General features: G+C 39.4%; 17 protein-coding genes. 15 read left to right on the top strand and 2 right to left on the bottom strand.

The window, feature by feature from the left end:
• The first annotated feature begins 366 nt into the window (after positions 1-366).
• The 11 genes from IGL90_RS13015 (at position 367) to IGL90_RS12965 (ending at position 13,891) form a co-directional block, all read left to right on the top strand.
• Entirely contained in the window at positions 367-5,223 is a 4,857-nt protein-coding gene (locus tag IGL90_RS13015; RefSeq protein WP_048737564.1) for a hypothetical protein, read from the top strand.
• Between the two features lie 19 nt (positions 5,224-5,242).
• Positions 5,243-5,632 (top strand): LPXTG cell wall anchor domain-containing protein, encoded by a 390-nt coding sequence (locus IGL90_RS13010; protein ID WP_002354835.1) that lies wholly within the window; start codon positions 5,243-5,245, stop codon positions 5,630-5,632.
• Positions 5,589-6,323, top strand: a complete 735-nt coding sequence (locus IGL90_RS13005; RefSeq protein ID WP_002365407.1) for a WxL domain-containing protein — start codon at positions 5,589-5,591, stop codon at positions 6,321-6,323. The genes IGL90_RS13010 and IGL90_RS13005 overlap by 44 nt, the downstream gene beginning before the upstream one ends.
• 4 nt (positions 6,324-6,327) lie before the next feature.
• Complete coding sequence (locus tag IGL90_RS13000; RefSeq protein ID WP_002385162.1) at positions 6,328-7,128, top strand: WxL domain-containing protein; 801 nt, start codon at positions 6,328-6,330, stop codon at positions 7,126-7,128.
• Positions 7,129-7,887 carry a WxL domain-containing protein gene (locus tag IGL90_RS12995; protein ID WP_002385163.1) on the top strand — a complete coding sequence of 253 codons (759 nt, stop codon included), beginning with the start codon at positions 7,129-7,131 and terminating at the stop codon, positions 7,885-7,887.
• A 106-nt stretch (positions 7,888-7,993) separates the two neighbouring features.
• Entirely contained in the window at positions 7,994-9,076 is a 1,083-nt protein-coding gene (locus tag IGL90_RS12990) for a DUF916 and DUF3324 domain-containing protein (protein ID WP_002358992.1), read from the top strand.
• 101 nt (positions 9,077-9,177) lie between these two features.
• Positions 9,178-9,663 carry a hypothetical protein gene (locus tag IGL90_RS12985; RefSeq protein WP_002354843.1) on the top strand — a complete coding sequence of 162 codons (486 nt, stop codon included), beginning with the start codon at positions 9,178-9,180 and terminating at the stop codon, positions 9,661-9,663.
• On the top strand, positions 9,638-11,098 hold the full coding sequence (locus IGL90_RS12980; RefSeq protein WP_002387402.1) for a helix-turn-helix domain-containing protein: 1,461 nt from the start codon (positions 9,638-9,640) through the stop codon (positions 11,096-11,098). Before IGL90_RS12985 ends, IGL90_RS12980 begins: the two co-directional genes overlap by 26 nt.
• 120 nt (positions 11,099-11,218) lie before the next feature.
• Positions 11,219-11,716, top strand: coding sequence for an RNA polymerase sigma factor (locus IGL90_RS12975; protein ID WP_002360979.1), 498 nt, complete (start codon positions 11,219-11,221; stop codon positions 11,714-11,716).
• 24 nt (positions 11,717-11,740) lie between these two features.
• The gene (locus IGL90_RS12970; protein WP_002387401.1) at positions 11,741-12,625 is read left to right on the top strand and encodes an RsiV family protein; all 885 of its coding nucleotides are present in this window, start codon (positions 11,741-11,743) and stop codon (positions 12,623-12,625) included.
• A gap of 129 nt (positions 12,626-12,754) precedes the next feature.
• Positions 12,755-13,891 (top strand): ArgE/DapE family deacylase, encoded by a 1,137-nt coding sequence (locus IGL90_RS12965; protein ID WP_048737572.1) that lies wholly within the window; start codon positions 12,755-12,757, stop codon positions 13,889-13,891.
• 52 nt (positions 13,892-13,943) lie between these two features.
• On the opposite strand, the gene IGL90_RS12960 is transcribed toward IGL90_RS12965, so the two are convergent.
• The gene (locus IGL90_RS12960; RefSeq protein WP_002354848.1) at positions 13,944-14,735 is read right to left on the bottom strand and encodes a hypothetical protein; all 792 of its coding nucleotides are present in this window, start codon (positions 14,733-14,735) and stop codon (positions 13,944-13,946) included.
• A 163-nt stretch (positions 14,736-14,898) separates the two neighbouring features.
• Between IGL90_RS12960 and IGL90_RS12955 the strand changes: the two genes are divergently transcribed.
• The 3 genes from IGL90_RS12955 (at position 14,899) to IGL90_RS12945 (ending at position 16,484) form a co-directional block, all read left to right on the top strand.
• A complete protein-coding gene (locus IGL90_RS12955) occupies positions 14,899-15,282 on the top strand; it encodes a YccF domain-containing protein (protein WP_002354850.1) in 384 nt (127 codons plus the stop codon).
• 88 nt (positions 15,283-15,370) lie between these two features.
• The gene (locus IGL90_RS12950) at positions 15,371-15,796 is read left to right on the top strand and encodes an Rrf2 family transcriptional regulator (protein ID WP_002383201.1); all 426 of its coding nucleotides are present in this window, start codon (positions 15,371-15,373) and stop codon (positions 15,794-15,796) included.
• 58 nt (positions 15,797-15,854) lie between these two features.
• Positions 15,855-16,484: an NAD(P)-dependent oxidoreductase gene (locus IGL90_RS12945; protein WP_002365397.1), complete on the top strand. Its 630-nt coding sequence runs from the start codon at positions 15,855-15,857 to the stop codon at positions 16,482-16,484.
• Between the two features lie 78 nt (positions 16,485-16,562).
• On the opposite strand, the gene IGL90_RS12940 is transcribed toward IGL90_RS12945, so the two are convergent.
• Positions 16,563-17,768 (bottom strand): hypothetical protein, encoded by a 1,206-nt coding sequence (locus IGL90_RS12940; RefSeq protein ID WP_002367468.1) that lies wholly within the window; start codon positions 17,766-17,768, stop codon positions 16,563-16,565.
• Between the two features lie 191 nt (positions 17,769-17,959).
• On the opposite strand from IGL90_RS12940, the gene IGL90_RS12935 reads away from it, so the two are divergent.
• On the top strand, positions 17,960-19,204 hold the full coding sequence (locus IGL90_RS12935; protein WP_002365395.1) for a competence/damage-inducible protein A: 1,245 nt from the start codon (positions 17,960-17,962) through the stop codon (positions 19,202-19,204).
• The last annotated feature ends 110 nt before the right edge of the window (positions 19,205-19,314 follow it).

The raw sequence follows: 19,314 nt of genomic DNA, 5'->3' as shown, positions 1-19,314 counted from the left end.
ACAGAGGCCTTAGAAATATTTCTAAGGCCTCTGTTTATTTATTTTTGTCATTTTTTTAGCTGAGAAATATGTATAAATTAAACAAAAATGTTTATTTAATGATGTTTACATGAGAAAAAATCCGTGCTATACTACGAACTCGTTTGTTAATTTTAATGTTAAAAACAACGTTTTTGTTATTTTTGTGAACAAATTAACATTTTATCTTACAAAAAACAGCAAAAAATTCGTTTAGTTAACAAAAAGAAAATTAAAAAATAAATTTTTTTTTTGAAATTAAGAAAATATCTTTAAAAAAATCAGAAGAAAACTTCGTATACTTGAGCCATAGGTTGGTTGTGGAAAGTTTACTTCGAGGGAGGAGTGATGAAGTTAATGAAAAAGAAAATCGCTGTTTTATTGGCAACTTGTTTACTTGTACAACCATTTTTATCTGTTTCAGCGTGGGCGATTGAAGGGGAGCAACAAACAGAACGTACGCAGACACAGCCAAAAACAGCAGAAACCAGTACAAGTGAAGCAACAAAAGAAAGCAGCGCACATTCTATAGAACAGTCATCAATGACGGAATCTAGTGCTATCACAGAAAAAGTAACCACCTCTTCCACAGAAACAAAACCAAGCGAAGAGCAGAAGCAAATCACCTTGACCTTTGAAACAACGGATCAAGCTTTGTTTCTAAATGATGCAAAAAGTTATCAAGTGGTAAAAGAAAAAAATCAGCCACTTCGGACAGAAGAATTACCAAAATGGGCGAATAGTGAGGAAAATACGACTTTCGTTGGCTGGTCTTACCAAGGAAAAACATATACAAATGAAGAACTTCTTCAATTAGAGTTTTCAGAAGATACACAACTTACAGCTGTCTTTAAACAGAAACGGACACGCATGGCCAGAGCTGTTTCAGTTGATCAGTCCATTGCGGACACAATTGCTCCTGCGGATAAAACAAAAGTGATTGTTGTGCCAAGTCCAGCAGGAGATGGAGCAGCGTACAAAGAATATGCATCGACAGAGGCTGGTTTGAAAGAAGCCTTGTTTGATTTGTATCAACAGGGGAACAATGGCGATTTCACTCTTTATATAGGAACTAATATTACAACGGGTACGGCAACCACCGCTAAAGTGATTCCTGACACCGTTACGGCAAGTAATATGACCTTTTACGCCTTGCAAGGCAAGGTCAATCATTTAGTGATTACTGGAAACAGTGCGGATCCGATTAGTATGGATACAACTTTACCTACAGGTTCCAAAACATTGGCACTAGGAATTGTTCACTTCGGTACAGATATTACTTTAAGAAATATTTCTTATACAGGATCACAAATGTATTTAAACGGTCATAGTTTGTCATTGAATGGTGGTTCTATCGGGAATGGTTTCTCTGTGTTTGGCGGAACGGATTCAGGCGATGTTACAGGAAATCCTGTGATTACAGTAAATAGTACTGGTTCAGGTACGTGGTATTTTTATGGCGGAAATAATAATGGTGGAACTTTAAAAGGAAACCCAACGTTGCTCATTAATAACACGGTCTCCGGAATCAATACGCTATCAGGCGGTGCAAATCTAGGTACAGTCGATGGGAATGTAACCGTTTCTGTTAAACGAATCAATGGTGCTCTTTCTAATTATTATGGTGCAGGAATTGGTACAGCAGCAAACCCAATTTCTGTGACCGGGAGTGTTTCCAATGAGTTAGACATTGCAGTAGAAGCAAATAGTTCTTTTAGGATGTCCACTTACTATGGTGGCGCACTTTATGGAAACATTAATGGTACTATTAAAAATTCATTATCTGGATATGGCGGTTGGAGTTCAAGAGGGCCGTATGTTGGTGGTTCAGGTCGTGGGAATATTGGAACAAATCGTGGAACAAATGCAATTTCCACAACCCTCGATGCAAGTAATTATACAACCTATGGACCAAGTATTATTGGAGCCAATCGTTATAACGGCACAATAACAGGAAATATTGAAAATACGGTTATTGGTGGAACAACAGATGCTCAAGGCGGTATAGGTAATTTTGATGGTGGTAGTGGAACGGAAGCTGATCGATTATCAAAAGCAGCACTAGGAGCTTCCAATGAAGGCACCTATGATGCTTATACATCAGAGCAACGAGCAAAATTAGCTTTTGATAGTGCAACTTATAAAATTTTAGGAAATATTCACTCACATCTTGTTAAAGGTTCATTTGGTAATGCGGATCTGTGGCGAACAACCGCAGCTGGTGTAGGTGGTTACGTAGAAGGTAAGGCAACTATAGAAGTTGGAACACAAACAGGCGATGGCACAGCTGGCGGCGATGGCTTGGTTTATAAAGGAAGTCGTCCAACTGACACGAATTATTCTTCTAGTAGAAATAATTTAGCGAATGCGAAAGATTTTGATATTGCTGGCGGTGGTCTTGTCATTGGCCGAGATGCTTGGACTATCTACATTCGCGGTGAGTCAAATACAGTAATTAATAATGCTGTAGCTCGACGAACATACGGTGGTTTATTTTCTGGCGTTGTTGAAGGGAACACCTCTAATACATTGAATGGAGGTATTGTCGATACCTTAGAAGGAAGTGGTTATGAAGGCGGTCGAGTTTATGGAAATGCCCAAGCAACTGTGAGGAATGGTCAAGTTGACTGGTTCTTATCTGGTGGTGGCTGGAATGATAAAAAAATTGTCGGGAATGTTGGAGTAACCGTTTATGATGGTGTCATTAATGCCTCAATGGGAGCATCTTATGGTGCTTCAAGTGATCATACTGTTACTGGAAATTCTAATAACATTGTTTACGGTGGCGACTTTTCTGGTACTCCTCGTGAAGGAACGAATGGTTTTTCTGGCGGAATAACAAATGTTGGCTCTTTGTTAGGAAACGCAAATTTGACCATTGATTTAAGAAACTACAATCGCGAGTTTAAATTGCCTTCGGGAACGTTTATTTCAGGAGGTGTTCCTTATAACGGAACAACTAATTTAGGAACAGATGCTTCTAATACAATCACGCTAAATATCTATACAAAACCAGGTTCAGATGTTTTGAATGGTGCAGCGATATACGGAGATGGCGCGCGGACGTCCTCATATACAAAAAGTGGCAAAATTATTATGAATATTCAAGCAACAGGTTCAAGTATTGGTAACTTATATGCAACAAATTATGGTAATGCCCCTACGACAGGGCTGTTACGTGATGTCGAGATAAATTTACAAGGTGCCAAAACAATCAATGGATTATCTGGTGGAAATGCAACAGATAGTTTCACCAATACCATTGTTTCTAAAAATGCTCAGAAAGTTGTCATTAACATTGGCGAGAACGTTGACGGCACCAATAACTATCAAACAGAACCACTAAATGCGACAGGCTTAGGCGTTGTCAACTTTACGGAATTAAATGTCACCAATGGCATTAAATTAATGGCTAATGGTGGGAACATCAAAAATGGCGTTTCTGCTACTGCCGCGAATCATAGTACGACTTACAATGAATTCGGATCAATTCATCTATCTAAAAACGCTGGAATTGGGATTACCAACACGGCCAATTTAATTTCAGCTAGCAAACTAACGGTTCAGGATCATGCAACATTAGAAACAATTCCTGGTACAGGTAAGGTAAACATTGCGGATTTTGAAGCTGTCGATCCAACAAAAGATGAACTTTTATGGATTAAACCAACGACAGATACAACTGCTTTGGTGGATAGCACAGGGACTTGGTTTGGAAATGTCAAAGCCTATCAGGTCTTGACGATTAATCCAACGGTCAATAATGCTACAAAACTTACGCCAACAACGTTTCATGGGATTGAAAAAGCGACTGGAAAAACATTTATTGGCGATAACGATGTGACCAAGGGCGCCAATGGCTATGGGATAGCAATTCCTGGCTCCATCATCGATTACGAAGTGGAAACGCCTGGAATTGTGGCAGGTGCAGGTACTATTTCTCATGATGTAAAAGAGGTCAAAGCCGGCAATGCGCCGTTAACCTTACAAGCGTGGGGCACCGAAGTAGCTGGACAAAAAGTTCAAAAAGGACGTTTGATGATTCCGACCTCAAGTGCTTTAACACCAACCCTAAGCTTCCTTCCTGACGAAGTAACAGGTTCTTGGTTGCACCAAGGAACGGTTAAATCTAGTGAAGTTGGGAGCGCGATAGAGCAAATTCCAGAGCAAAAAGATACCACCCCGCTTTCATGGAAAGCGACGAATATGAACTACAGTTATCAGGTGAAAGTTCAATTTTCAAATAAAGTGGAACTTTCGGGGCAATCGGTGATTGTCACAGAAGATGAGGCAGCGCAACTAACGACTGTCGATAAAGTAATAGAAATGCTTGGCGCAAAAGGTCGGCCGTTTTTCAAGACCTCATTAAAAGAGACGGATTTACCACAAATTCAAGCGCCGTTAGCAGAAAAAACTGTATCGCGGACACATGATATTCAATTAGAAGCAGGGACGTCAGGAGATAATTTGCAAAACAAAACGGTTCATTTAGTTGTTGTGAAAAATGAAAGTGTCCTTGCCAAAGATCGTTCGTTTGCCTTGTATGCGACAAGTGCGCATTTGAAGTTAAAAGAAGCAAATGGCTTAACGAATTCAGACGAGTTGGCACAATGGACACAAGCAACGGTGATTTTCGCAGATGGTCGGGCCAATCAAACACCAAGTCTTGATGCCGCAACCTTCCAAGCCATTCAACAAGCGAAACCAGAAGAATTAGCCAAAACGGTGCCAGCCAATTATCAATTTACAGAAGCTGGTGAAACGTTAAATAAAAAAGTCAATGTGTCTATTTCAGGTGAATTAACGTTAGAAAAAGTACCTAAAACAATTGATTTTGGCAAACAAAAAATTTCTGCCAAGCCAGAAGTTTACTGGCCAACTCTTTCAGATGATTTAGTCGTTCAAGACACACGCGGGACAGAAAGTACGCCTTGGAAACTGAATGTTCAGGTAACGAATCCCTTAACAAACGGCACAGATCAATTGGAAGATTTGTCATTGGTTACAGACAAAGGAGAATTTTTACTCAATAAGGGAGATACGGTTGTTACAGAAAATGAAGGCTCCGGTTCAGGTAGTTATACAATTAACCAAGGTTGGGGTGCGGCAAACCAACGGGGACTTAAACTATCTGTGCCAGTCGAGAAACAAAAAGTTGGCGAATTCAAAGGGACATTGTCATGGTCATTAGTCATGGCACCATAACAAGGAGGAGAGAAGTGAGATGAAAAAATACCTTTTGCTTAGTTGTTTTTTAGGTCTTTTCAGCTTCTGTCATTCAGACACTGCGTTTGGGGAAGCAGCTTATGAAAATAGTGGTGTTGTCTCCTTTTATGGAACGTATGAATATCCCACAGAAGAGTCGACAACAGCGACTAGTAATTCTTCCACAACGACCGAACCCACCAAGCCAGCTGACGGAGGCGCTTCATCCGTCCTTTCTTCTGGCGTATATGGGTCGCGACAAGGAAGATTACCAGCGACAGGTACCACCAATCAAGCACCATTTATTTATTTGGGAATCAGCCTTATCACTATAGGCATATTATTTATTAAAAGGAGAAGAGAAGATGAAAAAAACAGTATTAGCAGTAGTAGGGATTGTAGGATTTAGCGGTGTCCTAGCGACACAACAAGCATTTGCGGAAGACATTAACGTGAACTATACAAGTAATGGCGCCATTACATTTGAACCAGATACAGATCCAACGAAGCCAGTTAACCCAACCAATCCAGATGAAAAAGTTGAACCAGAAGATCCAACTGACCCAACTGGACCAAAACCAGGGACTGCAGGCCCCTTATCAATTGACTATGCTTCAAGCTTTCAATTTGGCGCCCAAAAAATCACTTCCGATACGAAAGATTATTACGCACAAATTCAAACATTTAAAGATGGAACAACAGGTCCCAACTATGTTCAGGTAACGGATAAACGTGGGACACAAGAAGGCTGGACGTTAAGCGCTGTACAAAATGGGCAATTCAAAACAGCCCAAAATGAAGAATTAGTTGGGGCCGCTTTATCGATTGCCAATGCAGGTGTGACATCGATTGTTGATGCTGCATACGCGCCAACACCAACAGCAGCACATACCTTTGTTCCTGGAACAGAAGTAGAATTAGTCAAAGCAGAAGATGGCAAAGGAATGGGGACTTGGGTCTATCGTTTTGGGAAAGATGCGACAGAAGGTGCTACTGCCGTGAAATTAAATGTCCCAGGTAAAGCGATTAAATTAGCAAAAGAATATCGTACGACCTTAACATGGACATTGAAATCTGTACCAACGAATGTTGGAGGCTAAGTAAATGAAAAAAACAGTCGTCTACTCCTTGTTATTCGGAACAATGTTGCTTGGCGCCACTGTTCCTGCTGAAGCGGCGACGGTCGTTTTTGATAGCGAACAGTCGATTGTTTTTACCCCAAGCACAGATGGGACGGATCCAGTAAATCCAGAAAATCCCGATCCAGAAAAACCAGTTCGACCAGTCGATCCAACGAATCCTGATGGACCTAATCCAGGCACACCTGGGCCACTTTCCATCGATTATGCCTCAAGTTTGGATTTTGGGAGTAATGAGATATCGAATAAGGATCAAACGTATTTTGCCAGAGCGCAAACCTATAAAAATCCAGATGGTTCAGCAAGTGAATTGGCAACTGCTAATTATGTACAAGTAAGTGATTTACGGGGAACCAATGCTGGCTGGGTTTTAAAAGTGAAACAAAATGGTCAATTTCGTAATGCAGAAACATTACACAAAGAATTAACAGGCGCCACCGTCGCCTTTACTGAGCCCAGTGTTCGCTCAAATGCGACGGACGTATTGCCGCCAACTGCTACCGCAAACATTCAATTAGATGCTGCGGGCGCAGAAACTGTTGTCATGCAAGCCCCAGAAAAGACCGGCGCCGGAACGTGGATCACGCTGTGGGGGCAAGCAGAAAAAGTGACCGAAAAAAATCAACAAGGACAGCAAGTAAATGCCACAATCACACGGGCAATCTCACTAACTGTTCCTGGGAAAACCCCTAAGGATGCAGTACAATATAAAACAACATTGACTTGGCTACTTTCAGATGTACCAGTAAATAATGGAGGGAAATAAATGAAAAAGACAAAAGTAATGACATTGATGGCAACCACAACTTTAGGCGCACTGGCACTTGTACCAATGAGTGCATTAGCAGTCGACGGTGGTGAATACCAAACAAACGGAGCGATTCAATTTGCACCAAATACGAACCCAACGAATCCAGTTGATCCGACGAATCCAGACCCAGATAAACCAATTACACCAGTTGATCCAACTGATCCGACAGGGCCTAAGCCAGGGACAGCAGGTCCGTTATCCATTGACTATGCATCTAGCTTATCTTTTGGGGAACAAACGATTACCTCAAAAAATATGACCTACTATGCAGAAACACAAAAATACAAAGATAACGCTGGTGCCGACCAAGAAGGCCCAAACTTTGTTCAAGTCTCAGATAATCGTGGGACTGAGACAGGTTGGACGCTAAAAGTAAAACAAAATGGTCAATTCAAAACTGAAGCCAACCAAGAACTAACAGCGGCCAAAGTAACTTTAAGCAACGGACGCGTGGTTTCAGCTTCACAATCTGCAAAGCCAACGACAGCGCCAGCTACGATTGAATTAAACCCAACTGGGGCTGAATCAGTGGTCATGGCTGCTGGCGATAAAGAAGGTGCGGGTACGTACTTAATGAGCTGGGGCGATAGTGTAGATACCGCTAAAACAAGTATTTCATTAGAAGTACCTGGTTCAACCACAAAATATGCGAAAAAATACACGACAACTTTTACTTGGACTTTGACAGATACACCTGCTAACACAGGAAACTAAGAACGACAGCATACACGCAAGATCGGGATATAGGTCAAAAATTTTTTGGCTTATCTTTCGGTCTTTTGGTGCTTATAATACAACAAAGAATGACAGACATAGGAGAATGAATATGAACAGATGGAAAGTATATGCAACGGTAATCGCTTGTATGTTATTTGGCTGGATTGGCGTGGAGGCGCACGCTTCTGAATTTAATTTTGCGGTCACACCAACAATTCCCGAAAATCAAGTGGATAAATCAAAAACCTACTTTGACTTAAAAATGGCGCCTGGTGCCAAACAAACCGTAGAAATTCAGTTACGCAATGATACAGATGAAGACATTACCATTGAAAATACGGTGAACTCAGCGACAACAAATTTAAATGGCGTAGTAGAATATGGCCAAAACGGGATCAAACCTGACAAAACCTTACGTTTTAACTTAAAAGATTATGTGGAAGCACCGAAAGAAATCATCTTGCCGAAGCATTCCCAAAAGACCTTACCTTTAACCATTACGATGCCTAAAGATTCTTTTGATGGCGTGATGGCTGGCGGTATAACACTCAAAGAGAAAAAGAAAGAAACAACGACTTCTGCGGATCAATCAAAAGGGTTAGCTATTAATAATGAATACTCCTATGTTGTGGCTATTATTCTTCAGCAAAATGAGACAAAGGTTCAACCAGATTTAAAATTACTGGGGGTTAAACCAGGCCAAGTCAACGCGCGAAACGTCATCAATGTTTCTTTACAAAACCCACAAGCGGCCTATTTAAACCAATTACATTTAATCAACACTGTTTCAAAAGGAGGCGAAACGCTTTACCAATCCGATACTGAGGATATGCAAGTGGCGCCAAACTCTAACTTTAGTTACCCAATTTCTTTAAAAGGGGAACGATTAACGCCAGGAAAATATGTCTTGAAATCAACGGCCTATGGTGTAAAAGATGAAAAGGGCACCTATCAAGTCAAAGGCGCCAATGGTGAAGAACGGTACCTGTACAAATGGGAATTTACAAAAGAATTTACTATTTCTGGGGACGTCGCTAAAGAATTAAATGAAAAAGACGTAACCATTAAAGGAACCAATTGGTGGTTGTATCTACTGATTGCATTAATCATTCTAGCGCTGCTCTTATTGATTTTCTTCTTGTATCGTAAAAAGAAAAAAGAGGAAGAACAACAATCTGAGCAATAAAAAGGGCTATCTATTGACAAAAAGGGTTTTCCTTGTAAAAGTAAAGGTACTTTTACAAGGAATTGCTTCCCATAAAGTAGAGGTAGAGAGAGTGAGAAGCCATGAGAAAAAAGTATCTTTTTTTATTTAGTTCTTTGCTAATTTTTACGGCTGTCGAAATAGAACCAATTCAAACATTGGCGACACCTATTTATAATCCCTTAGAACCAACGGAAGAAATTCAACCAAAACCAGAATCAATCACCCCTCAGGAAAAGTCAGAACCGGAACAACCTGCGCCAACCCCTCCGGAAGATCAAAAAACTACGGTTCCTTCTGAAGAAAAAAAGCCTTCACCCAAGAAAAAAGACAAACCTGTGGAGAAACCGGCAATGTCAAAAGAAAAAAAGAAACAAACAAAAGAAACAACGGCTCATCCCTTACAAGTGAATAAAGATTTTGTCTTTCCTAACGGACTTGGTGCAGGCGGCGATGAAGAATCTGAAAGCTATTTAGCAGCGGTTGGGTACTTTCTTTCAGGAAATGGATTGTATGGGAAAAAAATGGATGTGAGAGAAGTCTATGATATTGATGATGTTTTTAAATAAAGTGGATAAAAGAAAAATCGCCTTATTTCAGTTACTGGAAAATGCACCGATGTTAACAGAGTCAAAAGAAACCGTAATGCAGGAGTTAGAATTATCTGAATTTATTGTGAACAAAACGGTCGCTGAATTAAATGCCGATTTTATTGAATTTGGTTTATCAGAGGATTTTCAAATTGTGAGCGATGGTATTTTCTTAACTCTTAATGAATCAGGAACGGAAACTTCCGCTACCTTGATTGATTGCTATATTAAAGAGTCGTTACGTTTTGCTATGTTTCAAGATTTCTTTTTTCAGCGTTTTGATTCTGTGAATGAGTTTGCGTTAGAACACTTTGTTAGTCACACATTGGCTTATAAGGAGTTCAAGGAATTAAAGAAAATGCTGGAAAATTATCAAATTACAATTAATAAAGAATTTCACTTAGTGGGAAATGAAACCAATTTACGCGAAGTAACAACACTGGTTTTTTTACAATTATACCAACGTGATTTTTCATTGTACGGTAAAAAAGTTTTAGAGCAGATTCGGAACTTTGAGCTATTTTTTTCTGAGAAGGTTCATCTTAATCAGCGTGCGGGCTATGCACAAGCTAAATGTTTTCATTTTTTGGCGGTTTCTTTAGTACGAACGCAGCAACAGTTTTATGTAGAGAAAAAAGTAGATTCGCAAGTGTTAAAACAATTAGCCGGTGACAATCAGCAGAATGTTTTCAATTGGTTAGAGAGTCTTCAAATCCCAGAACCACAACGAACAAACGAAGGCAATTATTTACTCTTATTTTTAATTGCTGAAGAGTGGCTTCAAGTAGCTTCAGCAGCACTTTGCCAAAGATTTGCAGAAATTCAACAATTGAATCGTGACTTGTTAAGCTATTTAAAAATACAATTTCAGCTTTCCGAGGAAGTCCTGCAAGGTTTTGAACAAAAAGTAACAATCGTACATTTTAAATTGTTCCATTTTCCAATAGAAGCAAACTATAGTTATCTCAAAATGGATATAACCTACTTTGCAGAAACGTATACAGAGTATTTTTCTGCTAGTCGACAATTTATTCAAGAACAAAAAACGAATCCCGCTGTTTGGGATGCCAGACGGTTTTTATTTTATCGGTATCTGTTGTTAATGGTGGATGCGTTACCATTGAAAAAAGTTTTGGCTCCGATTACATTGTGTGTCGACTTTTCCTTTGGTGAAGCCTATAATCGTATGATACAAAAAAATATTGAAAAAATTACGGAATGGAATATCATTTTCAAAGCACATGTAGATGAAAGTGTACAATTAATTTTATCGGATATTCATTTTGTCGATTGGCCTGAGATTACTCAAATTATTTGGCTAGCGCCACCACGTCCTGTTGATTGGTCGCATTTTATTAAAACGCTGAGTGCACTAAGACCGCACTCGGGAGAAGAGAAAAAGAAATCATCGTAGACTAGACGGTGATTTCTTTTTCTTTTAGAATATAAAAATTAAAAATAATAAAAAAGTTGAAACTTTTTATGCTTGTGATTCGTCTATATAAGTGTACAGGAAAGGAGGTTCCAGAAATCGATGGTTTTCGATGGTTGGAAAAGAAAAAAACAAATTCGCGCGTTAGAAACGCTTGTGGATACCAAATATGAAAAAATGTATCGCATTGCCTTTAACTATACACATTCGAAAGAAGATGCCTTGGATGTGATTCAAGAAAGCTTTGAAAAGGCACTGAAGGCCATCCAAAAAGGACCCGATATTAAGGATTTTGACGCGTGGTTCTTTCGAATTCTGCTTTCTGTAGCGACAGATTATTGGCGTAAAAAGAAACGAGAAGCTGTTCATATTGAAAAAGATGAACATGTTTTAGCCCTTTTAAATAATCCCCAACGCAGTTTTTTAGAAATTGAAGAAATTATTAATCAATTAGATAGTCCCAATCGTGAAATTATTCTATTAAAATTTTTTGAAGGATTTACGCTAAAAGAAATTGCCTTGATCCTGGATATTAACGAAAATACGATTAAAACGAAGATGTACCGCAGTTTGAATGAACTCCGAAGTCTATTGAATTAGTAAAAGAAAGGAAGCGAAAAAATAATGGAAGATTTTGTAAAAAGTGTTGTTAAAAACTTTTCAAAAGAATACCGCCAACAACCGTTGCCAACGGATCTACAAGCGGAAGTCAAAGCGCGTTTTCATAAAGAGAAAAAGCGGTACACCTGGCTTCGTTTTAGAAACCGCTCACTGCAAAGTAGTCTAGTAGTGGCTTGTGGCTTTGTCTTATCAGTCAATTTGTTTCCAGGCTTTAGTGAAGCAGCCCGAAACATTCCTGTGTTAGATAAAATTGTTCAATTAGTCACCATCAAAACGTTGACAGCGAAAAAACAGGAAAGTGAAGTAAACATCGATGTCCCTAAAATCCAAACATCCCAAGAATCTTCAGTAGCCGACACGCTCAACAAAAAATACTTGAAAGAAGCCCAAACAGAATTTCAACAAGTCAAAGGGCAATTGTTTGATGGTTCTCGTGTTTCAGTCACTGGAGATTATGAAAAAGTCGTGGACGACCGTCGCTTCCTAGTGGTCAAACGAACCTTCACAGAAATTAAAGGCAGCTCTGCGACGACAACGAAATATGACACCATCGACAAACGAGCCAATGTTGTCGTTTCACTCCCTTTAATTTTTAAAAATGATTTTTACATTGATGTCATTAGTAGTGAAATTAAACAACAAATAGCAGACCAAATGAAGAACGATAGCAATAAAATATACTGGTCCGAAAAAGAGGATGCCCCCAGTGATGTTCAACCCTTCAAAAAAATTAAAAAGGACCAACCTTTCTATATCAATGAAAAACACCAATTAGTGATTGTGTTTCCCCAAGGAGAGATTGCGCCTTACTATATGGGCACTCCTGAATTTGTGATTCCTGATCAAGTCATTGAAAATGAATTGGCAGCGCCTAATTATTTAAAATAAACTCAGTAAAAAACACGCGACATTTCTTAAAACTGTCGCGTGTTTTTTGCTGACCTAACCAAGTCAGTTGCGGTTTTACTGAGAGAAGCGTACACTAGAATTAAGCATAACAAGAAAGGGCGAATGGCAATGGAAAAATCAGAAAAAATTAGTATTTTACAAGATGTGGTTAAAATTAAATCTGTAAATGGAAACGAAGAAGAAGTGGCAATCTATTTACAAAATCTTTTGAAGAAATATGAGATCCCTTCTGAACTTGTTTCTTATGCACCAAATCGTAGTAGTTTGGTTGCTTATTTAGGTGAAAACCGAGAAAAAGTCTTAGGGTTTAGTGGCCACATGGACGTGGTTTCTGAAGGGGACGAAAGTCAATGGACTTTCCCACCATTTGCGGCCCATATTGAAGGAAATAAATTGTATGGCCGTGGCGCAACGGACATGAAAAGCGGCTTAGTCGCAATGGTTTTAGCAATGATTGAATTAAAAGAAAAGAAAGTCTCATTAAATGGAGCGGTTAAATTTTTAGGTACAGTTGGTGAAGAAGTCGGTGAGCTAGGTGCTGGCCAATTAACTGAAAAAGGCTATGCGGATGATTTAAGTGCCTTAGTCATTGGAGAACCAACCAATTATAACTTGATGTATGCGCACATGGGTTCAATTAACTACTCCGTTGTGTCACACGGAAAAGAAGCCCACAGTTCGATGCCAGAAGAAGGCATTAACGCGATTAATAATTTGAACGAATTTATTACAGAAGCAAACCAACAAATGGCGGAAGTCACAGCAAACTATGAAAATCCTGAATTAGGCCGAACGATTCACAATGTAACCGTCATTAAAGGTGGCACACAAGTGAACAGTATTCCAGGTCAAGCAGCCTTGCAAGGGAATATCCGTTCAATTCCAGAATTCAGCAACGACCAAGTCATTGCATTATTACAAAAAATTGTCGATGAATTGAACAAAAAAGAAAAACATCAGTTAGAATTAACGATTGATTACAATAAAATTCCTGTAAAAGCTGAGAAAGATTCTGCGTTAATTCAAGCCATTCAAGCCCAATTTGATCAACCATTACCATTAGTGACAAGCGCTGGGACCACAGACTTAGCTGAATTTACTAAATCAGACAATACATTTGATTGCGTTGTCTTTGGACCAGGCGTGACCACTACTGCACACCAAGTCGACGAATATGTCGAAATTGATAATTATTTAGATATGATTGATAAGTATCAAGCGATAGCAAAAAGTTATTTAAATTAAAAAAATGTCGCGCCTGAATCATAAAAATCAGGTGCGACATTTTTTATAAGGTTTATTCCACCACAGTCCATTCATTTAAGGTTTTGCCGTTCTCATCAACTAGCTCTAACCAGCTGTTTGTTCCAGCAAAATAGAGAAACAAGCCGACTTCATTAACGCTTTTTAAGACGATATCTTCCGTTGTGACAAAGTCTTTAAATTGGCCCTTGCGTTCATCACGAAGTTTTTCACCAAATCTGGCGGAGAAACCGACAGACCCGTCTTTATTTAAAGGGGCTTCGGGCATCATTGTCGCGCCAGCTTTAATAAGCATTTCATTGCGCTTTTGCCAAAAAACTGTTGCTTTGCTTTGTCGAGTATCAATATAAAAAGGAATTTGGCTGACTTCTTTTGTCCATTTGTGGCGTGCTTTGGCTGGTCTGGCTTTCTTCGGCGCCGGTTTTTTAAACAGAGAGTAGCCAAAACGTTCCAAGATAAAGGTGACTGTTTCTTTATAGTTAGTCACTGTCGCTACCGCACTTTTCGGAATTTTGACTGTCGCTGGGGTTGCTTCCAATGTTAAACCACTTTCTTTCGCATCATCTAGGAAAGCTTGCGCTAAATAGGCAAGTTCTGTGTCCCAAGTCGGTTTCAACAAAATCGAGTGATCAAAAGAAACTTCTTTATATGTAGCTTTTTCTTCAGCAAGTCCTAAAGCAACTAGTTGGTTATCTCTTAGCAAGAAAAGAATCGCTGCCTCTTTTTTCGGTAATTTAGTTGTTTGTTCAATGATTAAGTGGGCCTGATCGGCTAAATCAATGAGTGTCTTTGTTTTTTTTAGATCAACGGTTAAATGTAAGTCCATGAAGTCTGCTCCTTTATCGTTAGTTTCTTCATTGTATCATGAAACAGCGTCTTCGTCTTTTAACGAGTCAGCAACCTTACAATATTGTTTGAAACAAAAAGAAGCTTTCATGGTATACTTACTCACATGCATAATTTTTAATGAGGAAAGTAGAGGAACAAGAATGAAAACACTTGGCAATATTTTATGGTTCATCTTTGGCGGCTTTTTTGGTGGCTTATCTTGGCTATTCGCAGGCGTGATTTGGTGCATTACAATTATCGGTATTCCGATTGGTTTACAATGTTTTAAATTAGCGGGGTTGAGTTTTTGGCCGTTTAAAAAGCGAGTCGTGTATAGTGATAGCGGCGTATCTTTGGTGGTAAACATTATTTGGCTGATTATCAGTGGACTACCATTAGCAATTGGGCATTGTATTAGTGGCTTGTTGCTTTGTCTGACAATCATCGGTATTCCGTTTGGGCAACAATCCTTTAAATTGGCGAAATTAGCGTTAATGCCGTTTGGGGCCCGTGTTGTTTCAACAACTGATTTTTATTTTGAATAGTCAGAGGTTTCTCATTGACAAATAAAACGAAACAGCGTATTCTGTAAATGTAACAAATAACGTTACATTTAGTTTGGAGTGATTAGACATGGCCATGTCAACGAAATTAAGTGTTGCGATTCATATTTTAAGTTTGATTGAAACAGGTCCTCAAGAACAAGTGACTTCTGAATACATTGCTTCGAGCGTGAATACGAATCCAGTCGTTGTTCGACGACTAATGAGTCAGTTAAAAAAAGCCGGCTTGATTCATTCCATGCGTGGAGCCAATAAAAATACCTTATTAAAGAAACCAGAAGAGATCTCACTGTATGAAATTTATACAGCGGTTGAATTGGAACGAGAGATTTTCAATATTCATCAAAATCCTAATCCAAACTGTTCCGTTGGGGCAAATATCCAATCGGTACTAGAAACTGAATTTACTAAAGTGCAACAAAAAATGGAAGAAGAATTGAAAAGTATCACCTTAGCAGATGTGATTCATGAAATAGAAGTTAAGAGAGATAAGTAATCTCTCTACTTTTAAAGTATTAAATGTAACTATTTTAGTTCTATTTAAAAATGAAAGGATGATTTACATGAAAGTAGCAGTATTAGGAGCAACAGGAAAAGAAGGACAATTACTTTTAGCAGAAGCTAAACGTCGCGGGATGGACGTGACAGCCATCGTTCGTAATGCCTCAAAAATAACAGATGGCACACCGACCATTGAAAAAGATGTTTATCAATTAACAACAGAAGATATTCAAGCGTTTGATGTATTAATTAGTGCCTTAGGATTCCCTGATGTGCAAGATTTCCCAAAATCTACCCAGCATTTGATTGAGATTTTAACCAATCAAAAAACGCGCTTGTTTGTCGTTGGGGGCGCTGGAACCTTGTATGTGGACCCAGAACACACAACTCAATTAAAAGATACACCATCATTCCCAGCAGAAATTCAGCCATTAGCTTCGGCGATGGGCGAAGCTTTAAACTTATTGAAAGAAGCTCAAAACATCCACTGGACCTATATTAGTCCTGCAGCCATGTTTGATGCTGATGGTCCTGCGACAGGCCATTATGAAGTCGCTGGCGAAGAATTAACAACCAATAGTCAAGGTGACAGCTACATTAGTTACGCAGACTACGCCGTTGCCATGTTAGATGAAGTGGAAAGTAATGCACACCCAAATCAACGAATTAGTGTGTATCAATAAAAGAAACAAGAAAAATGGGGCCTCCGTTAAAACAACGGAGGCCCCATTTTCTTGTTTGATTAATTATTGCTAATGTATTTACTGTTTGGGTGCTCGGTATCCTGCTGCTTCTGCTTCTTCAACAGTAGAGAACCAAGCTACTGGATTCGTAGTTCTATTATAATATCTACTTCCAGGTACATGATAAATTCCATTACGTGACCCTTTAATTAAGGCGTTACCGCTTGGTGCTTCCGCAGCAGCCGTCTCGACTTCCGCCGGCGCCTGTGCGGCTTGTTGCGCCTCTGCTTCAGCTTGCGCTTTTGCTGCCGCTTCGGCTTGTTCTTTTTGCGCTTTTTCAGCGGCTAGTTTCTGAGCTTCTGCTTCTTTTCGTTGTTTTTCTTTGTGGGCATCTAATTGAGTTTTAACAACGGCTACCCGTTTTGTTAAAGCTTGATTTGGGGAGTTTAAAGCGTCAATTTGTTTGACCGCTTCATTATAGTAAGCTTCATTGGTTGGTTCTTGTTCAGCTTTTTCAACAGCGGCAGTTGCACTGGCGACTAATTGTTCATTTTTTTCTTTTTCAGCGATAGCGGTTTGAACAGTCGTTAATCGTTGTTGAAATCCTTCTTTGCCAACTGGGGCAGCAGCTACTAATTTTTCAGCTGCTTGATAATCGCTTTTACTTTTAGATTTTTCAGCAGTTGTAACTGCTTCATCAACAGGTACTGCTTCTTTGATTTTTTCAAGGCGATCATTGTATTCCTCGTATTCTTGACTTAATGAAGATACTAAGGTTGCGGCTTCATCATAGTTTTTCTGAGAAGGTTGTTTTTCAGCGTAAGCTAAGGCTTTTTCTGTTTTGGCCAATTCTTGCTCAGAATCTGTGATGCTCGCAATAAATTCTTTTGACGGTGTGACTTCGACTGATTTTTCAACTTTGGTATCTTTCTTCTCAGCAACAAAAGTGATTTTTTGCGTTTTTTCATCGGACAGTTTTACTTTGTAAGCAAACGTTTTGTCTTTCGTTTTTACTTCCTTGCCATTGGCCGTTAGTTTGCTGTTGCCGTCGTATTCGCCTTTGATGGTGGCTGAGCCATTGGCATCGGTTTCAACACTCTCTGCATCAAGTGAAAGTGTCGGGGAAGAATCTGTCGTGGCAACCCCACCAATAAATAGAGCGGCACTTGCTAACGCGGCATAGCCATATTGTTTTTTCGGTTGTTTCTTAATTAATGCTTTGATAGTCAGTCCCCCGCTGACAAGTAACCCTAATAGACCCAAAAGTACTAATACTACACTCATTCATTTCTCTCCTTTCGATATAACGTTATTATACAATGTATTGTGAGAAAATGAACATTTTTTTCGTAATAATTAATAAATTTCCTGATAAAAAAATTATTTCCTGAAGCTCAAATTCTTTTGTAAAAATTTTGTTGTGCTAAAATGGAAAGTGAGTTTAACTACGTATGTTATTAGAGAAGGGGAAATCAATGAAAGCAGAGATCATTGCAGTCGGAACAGAGTTATTACTGGGACAAGTAGTGAATACCAACGCCACCTTTTTATCAGAAGAGTTAGCTGCGCTAGGCATCGATGTTTACTATCAGACCGTTGTTGGTGATAACGGCGGCCGCTTAGAAACGCTACTAACAGAAGCAGAACAAAGAAGTGATTTAATTGTCCTTTGTGGAGGGCTAGGACCTACAGAAGACGATTTAACCAAGCAAGTTGTCGCACAACATCTCCATAAATCATTAGTAGAAGATCAAGAAGGATTGAACCGCTTGCACCAGTTTTTCCAACAGTCTAAGCGGCCAATGACGGAAAATAATTTACGACAAGTGTTAGCCATTGAAGGTGGACAAGTTCTTCAAAACCCGACAGGATTAGCGGTTGGTTCTTTCGTAACAGAAGGCACAACAAGCTATTTGCTCTTACCAGGACCACCCAATGAATTAATTCCGATGTTCCAACAAGCGGCACGACCTTTATTGATTGATGCGTTTCCACAAGAAGAACAATTGATTTCAAGAGTCTTGCGTTTTTATGGGATTGGTGAATCACAACTGGTGACCGAGATTCAATCGTTGATTGCGCACCAAACGAATCCAACCATTGCGCCTTATGCTAAGCCTAATGAAGTGACACTTCGTTTAACAGTTAAAACAAAAGACTTAGTAGCTGGCGAAGAATTATTAACAGCGACGGAAGAAAAGGTTTTAGCTAAAGTGGGAGACTATTTTTATGGGTATGGGGATGACAATAGTTTAGCCAAGGTAACAGTGGACTTGTTATTACAAAACGGACAAACCGTCACGGCTGCTGAGAGCCTCACCGCTGGCCTATTCCAAAGTACACTGGGGGAAATTGCGGGTGCTTCGAAGATTTTTAAGGGAGGCTTCGTGACGTATTCGCAAGAAACAAAAGAGAACTTTTTAGGAATTTCTCATGAACTTTTAGAAGAGCATGGCACGGTAAGTGAAGCGTGTGCCAAAGAAATGGCAGAGAAAGCGCGTCAGTTAGCTAAATCTAACTATGGCTTATCATTTACTGGGGTCGCTGGTGACCCACTCGAAGGTCAACCGACAGGCACTGTTTGGATTGGGCTGGCGGAAGAAGGCCAACCAACTGTTGCAGAATGTTTCCATTTTAACCGTGACCGAAATTATATTAGACAGAGTGCGGTTATGCGAGGGTTAGATCTTTTGCGGCGCCGAATCATTAATAAAAAATAAATATGCGAATGTTTGTTCGGTTTTTTCTTGCTTTTTTGGTACAAAAGAGATATGATAGACCTACTAACAGGAAATGAAAAATAAGTTTATATAAATTAAAGGAGGATTAT

Source organism: Enterococcus sp. DIV1307a (assembly GCF_050537425.1).
GTDB lineage: Bacteria > Bacillota > Bacilli > Lactobacillales > Enterococcaceae > Enterococcus > Enterococcus faecalis.
Note: the sequence above shows the minus strand (reverse complement) of the source record. Positions and strands in the feature narration are given on the sequence as shown.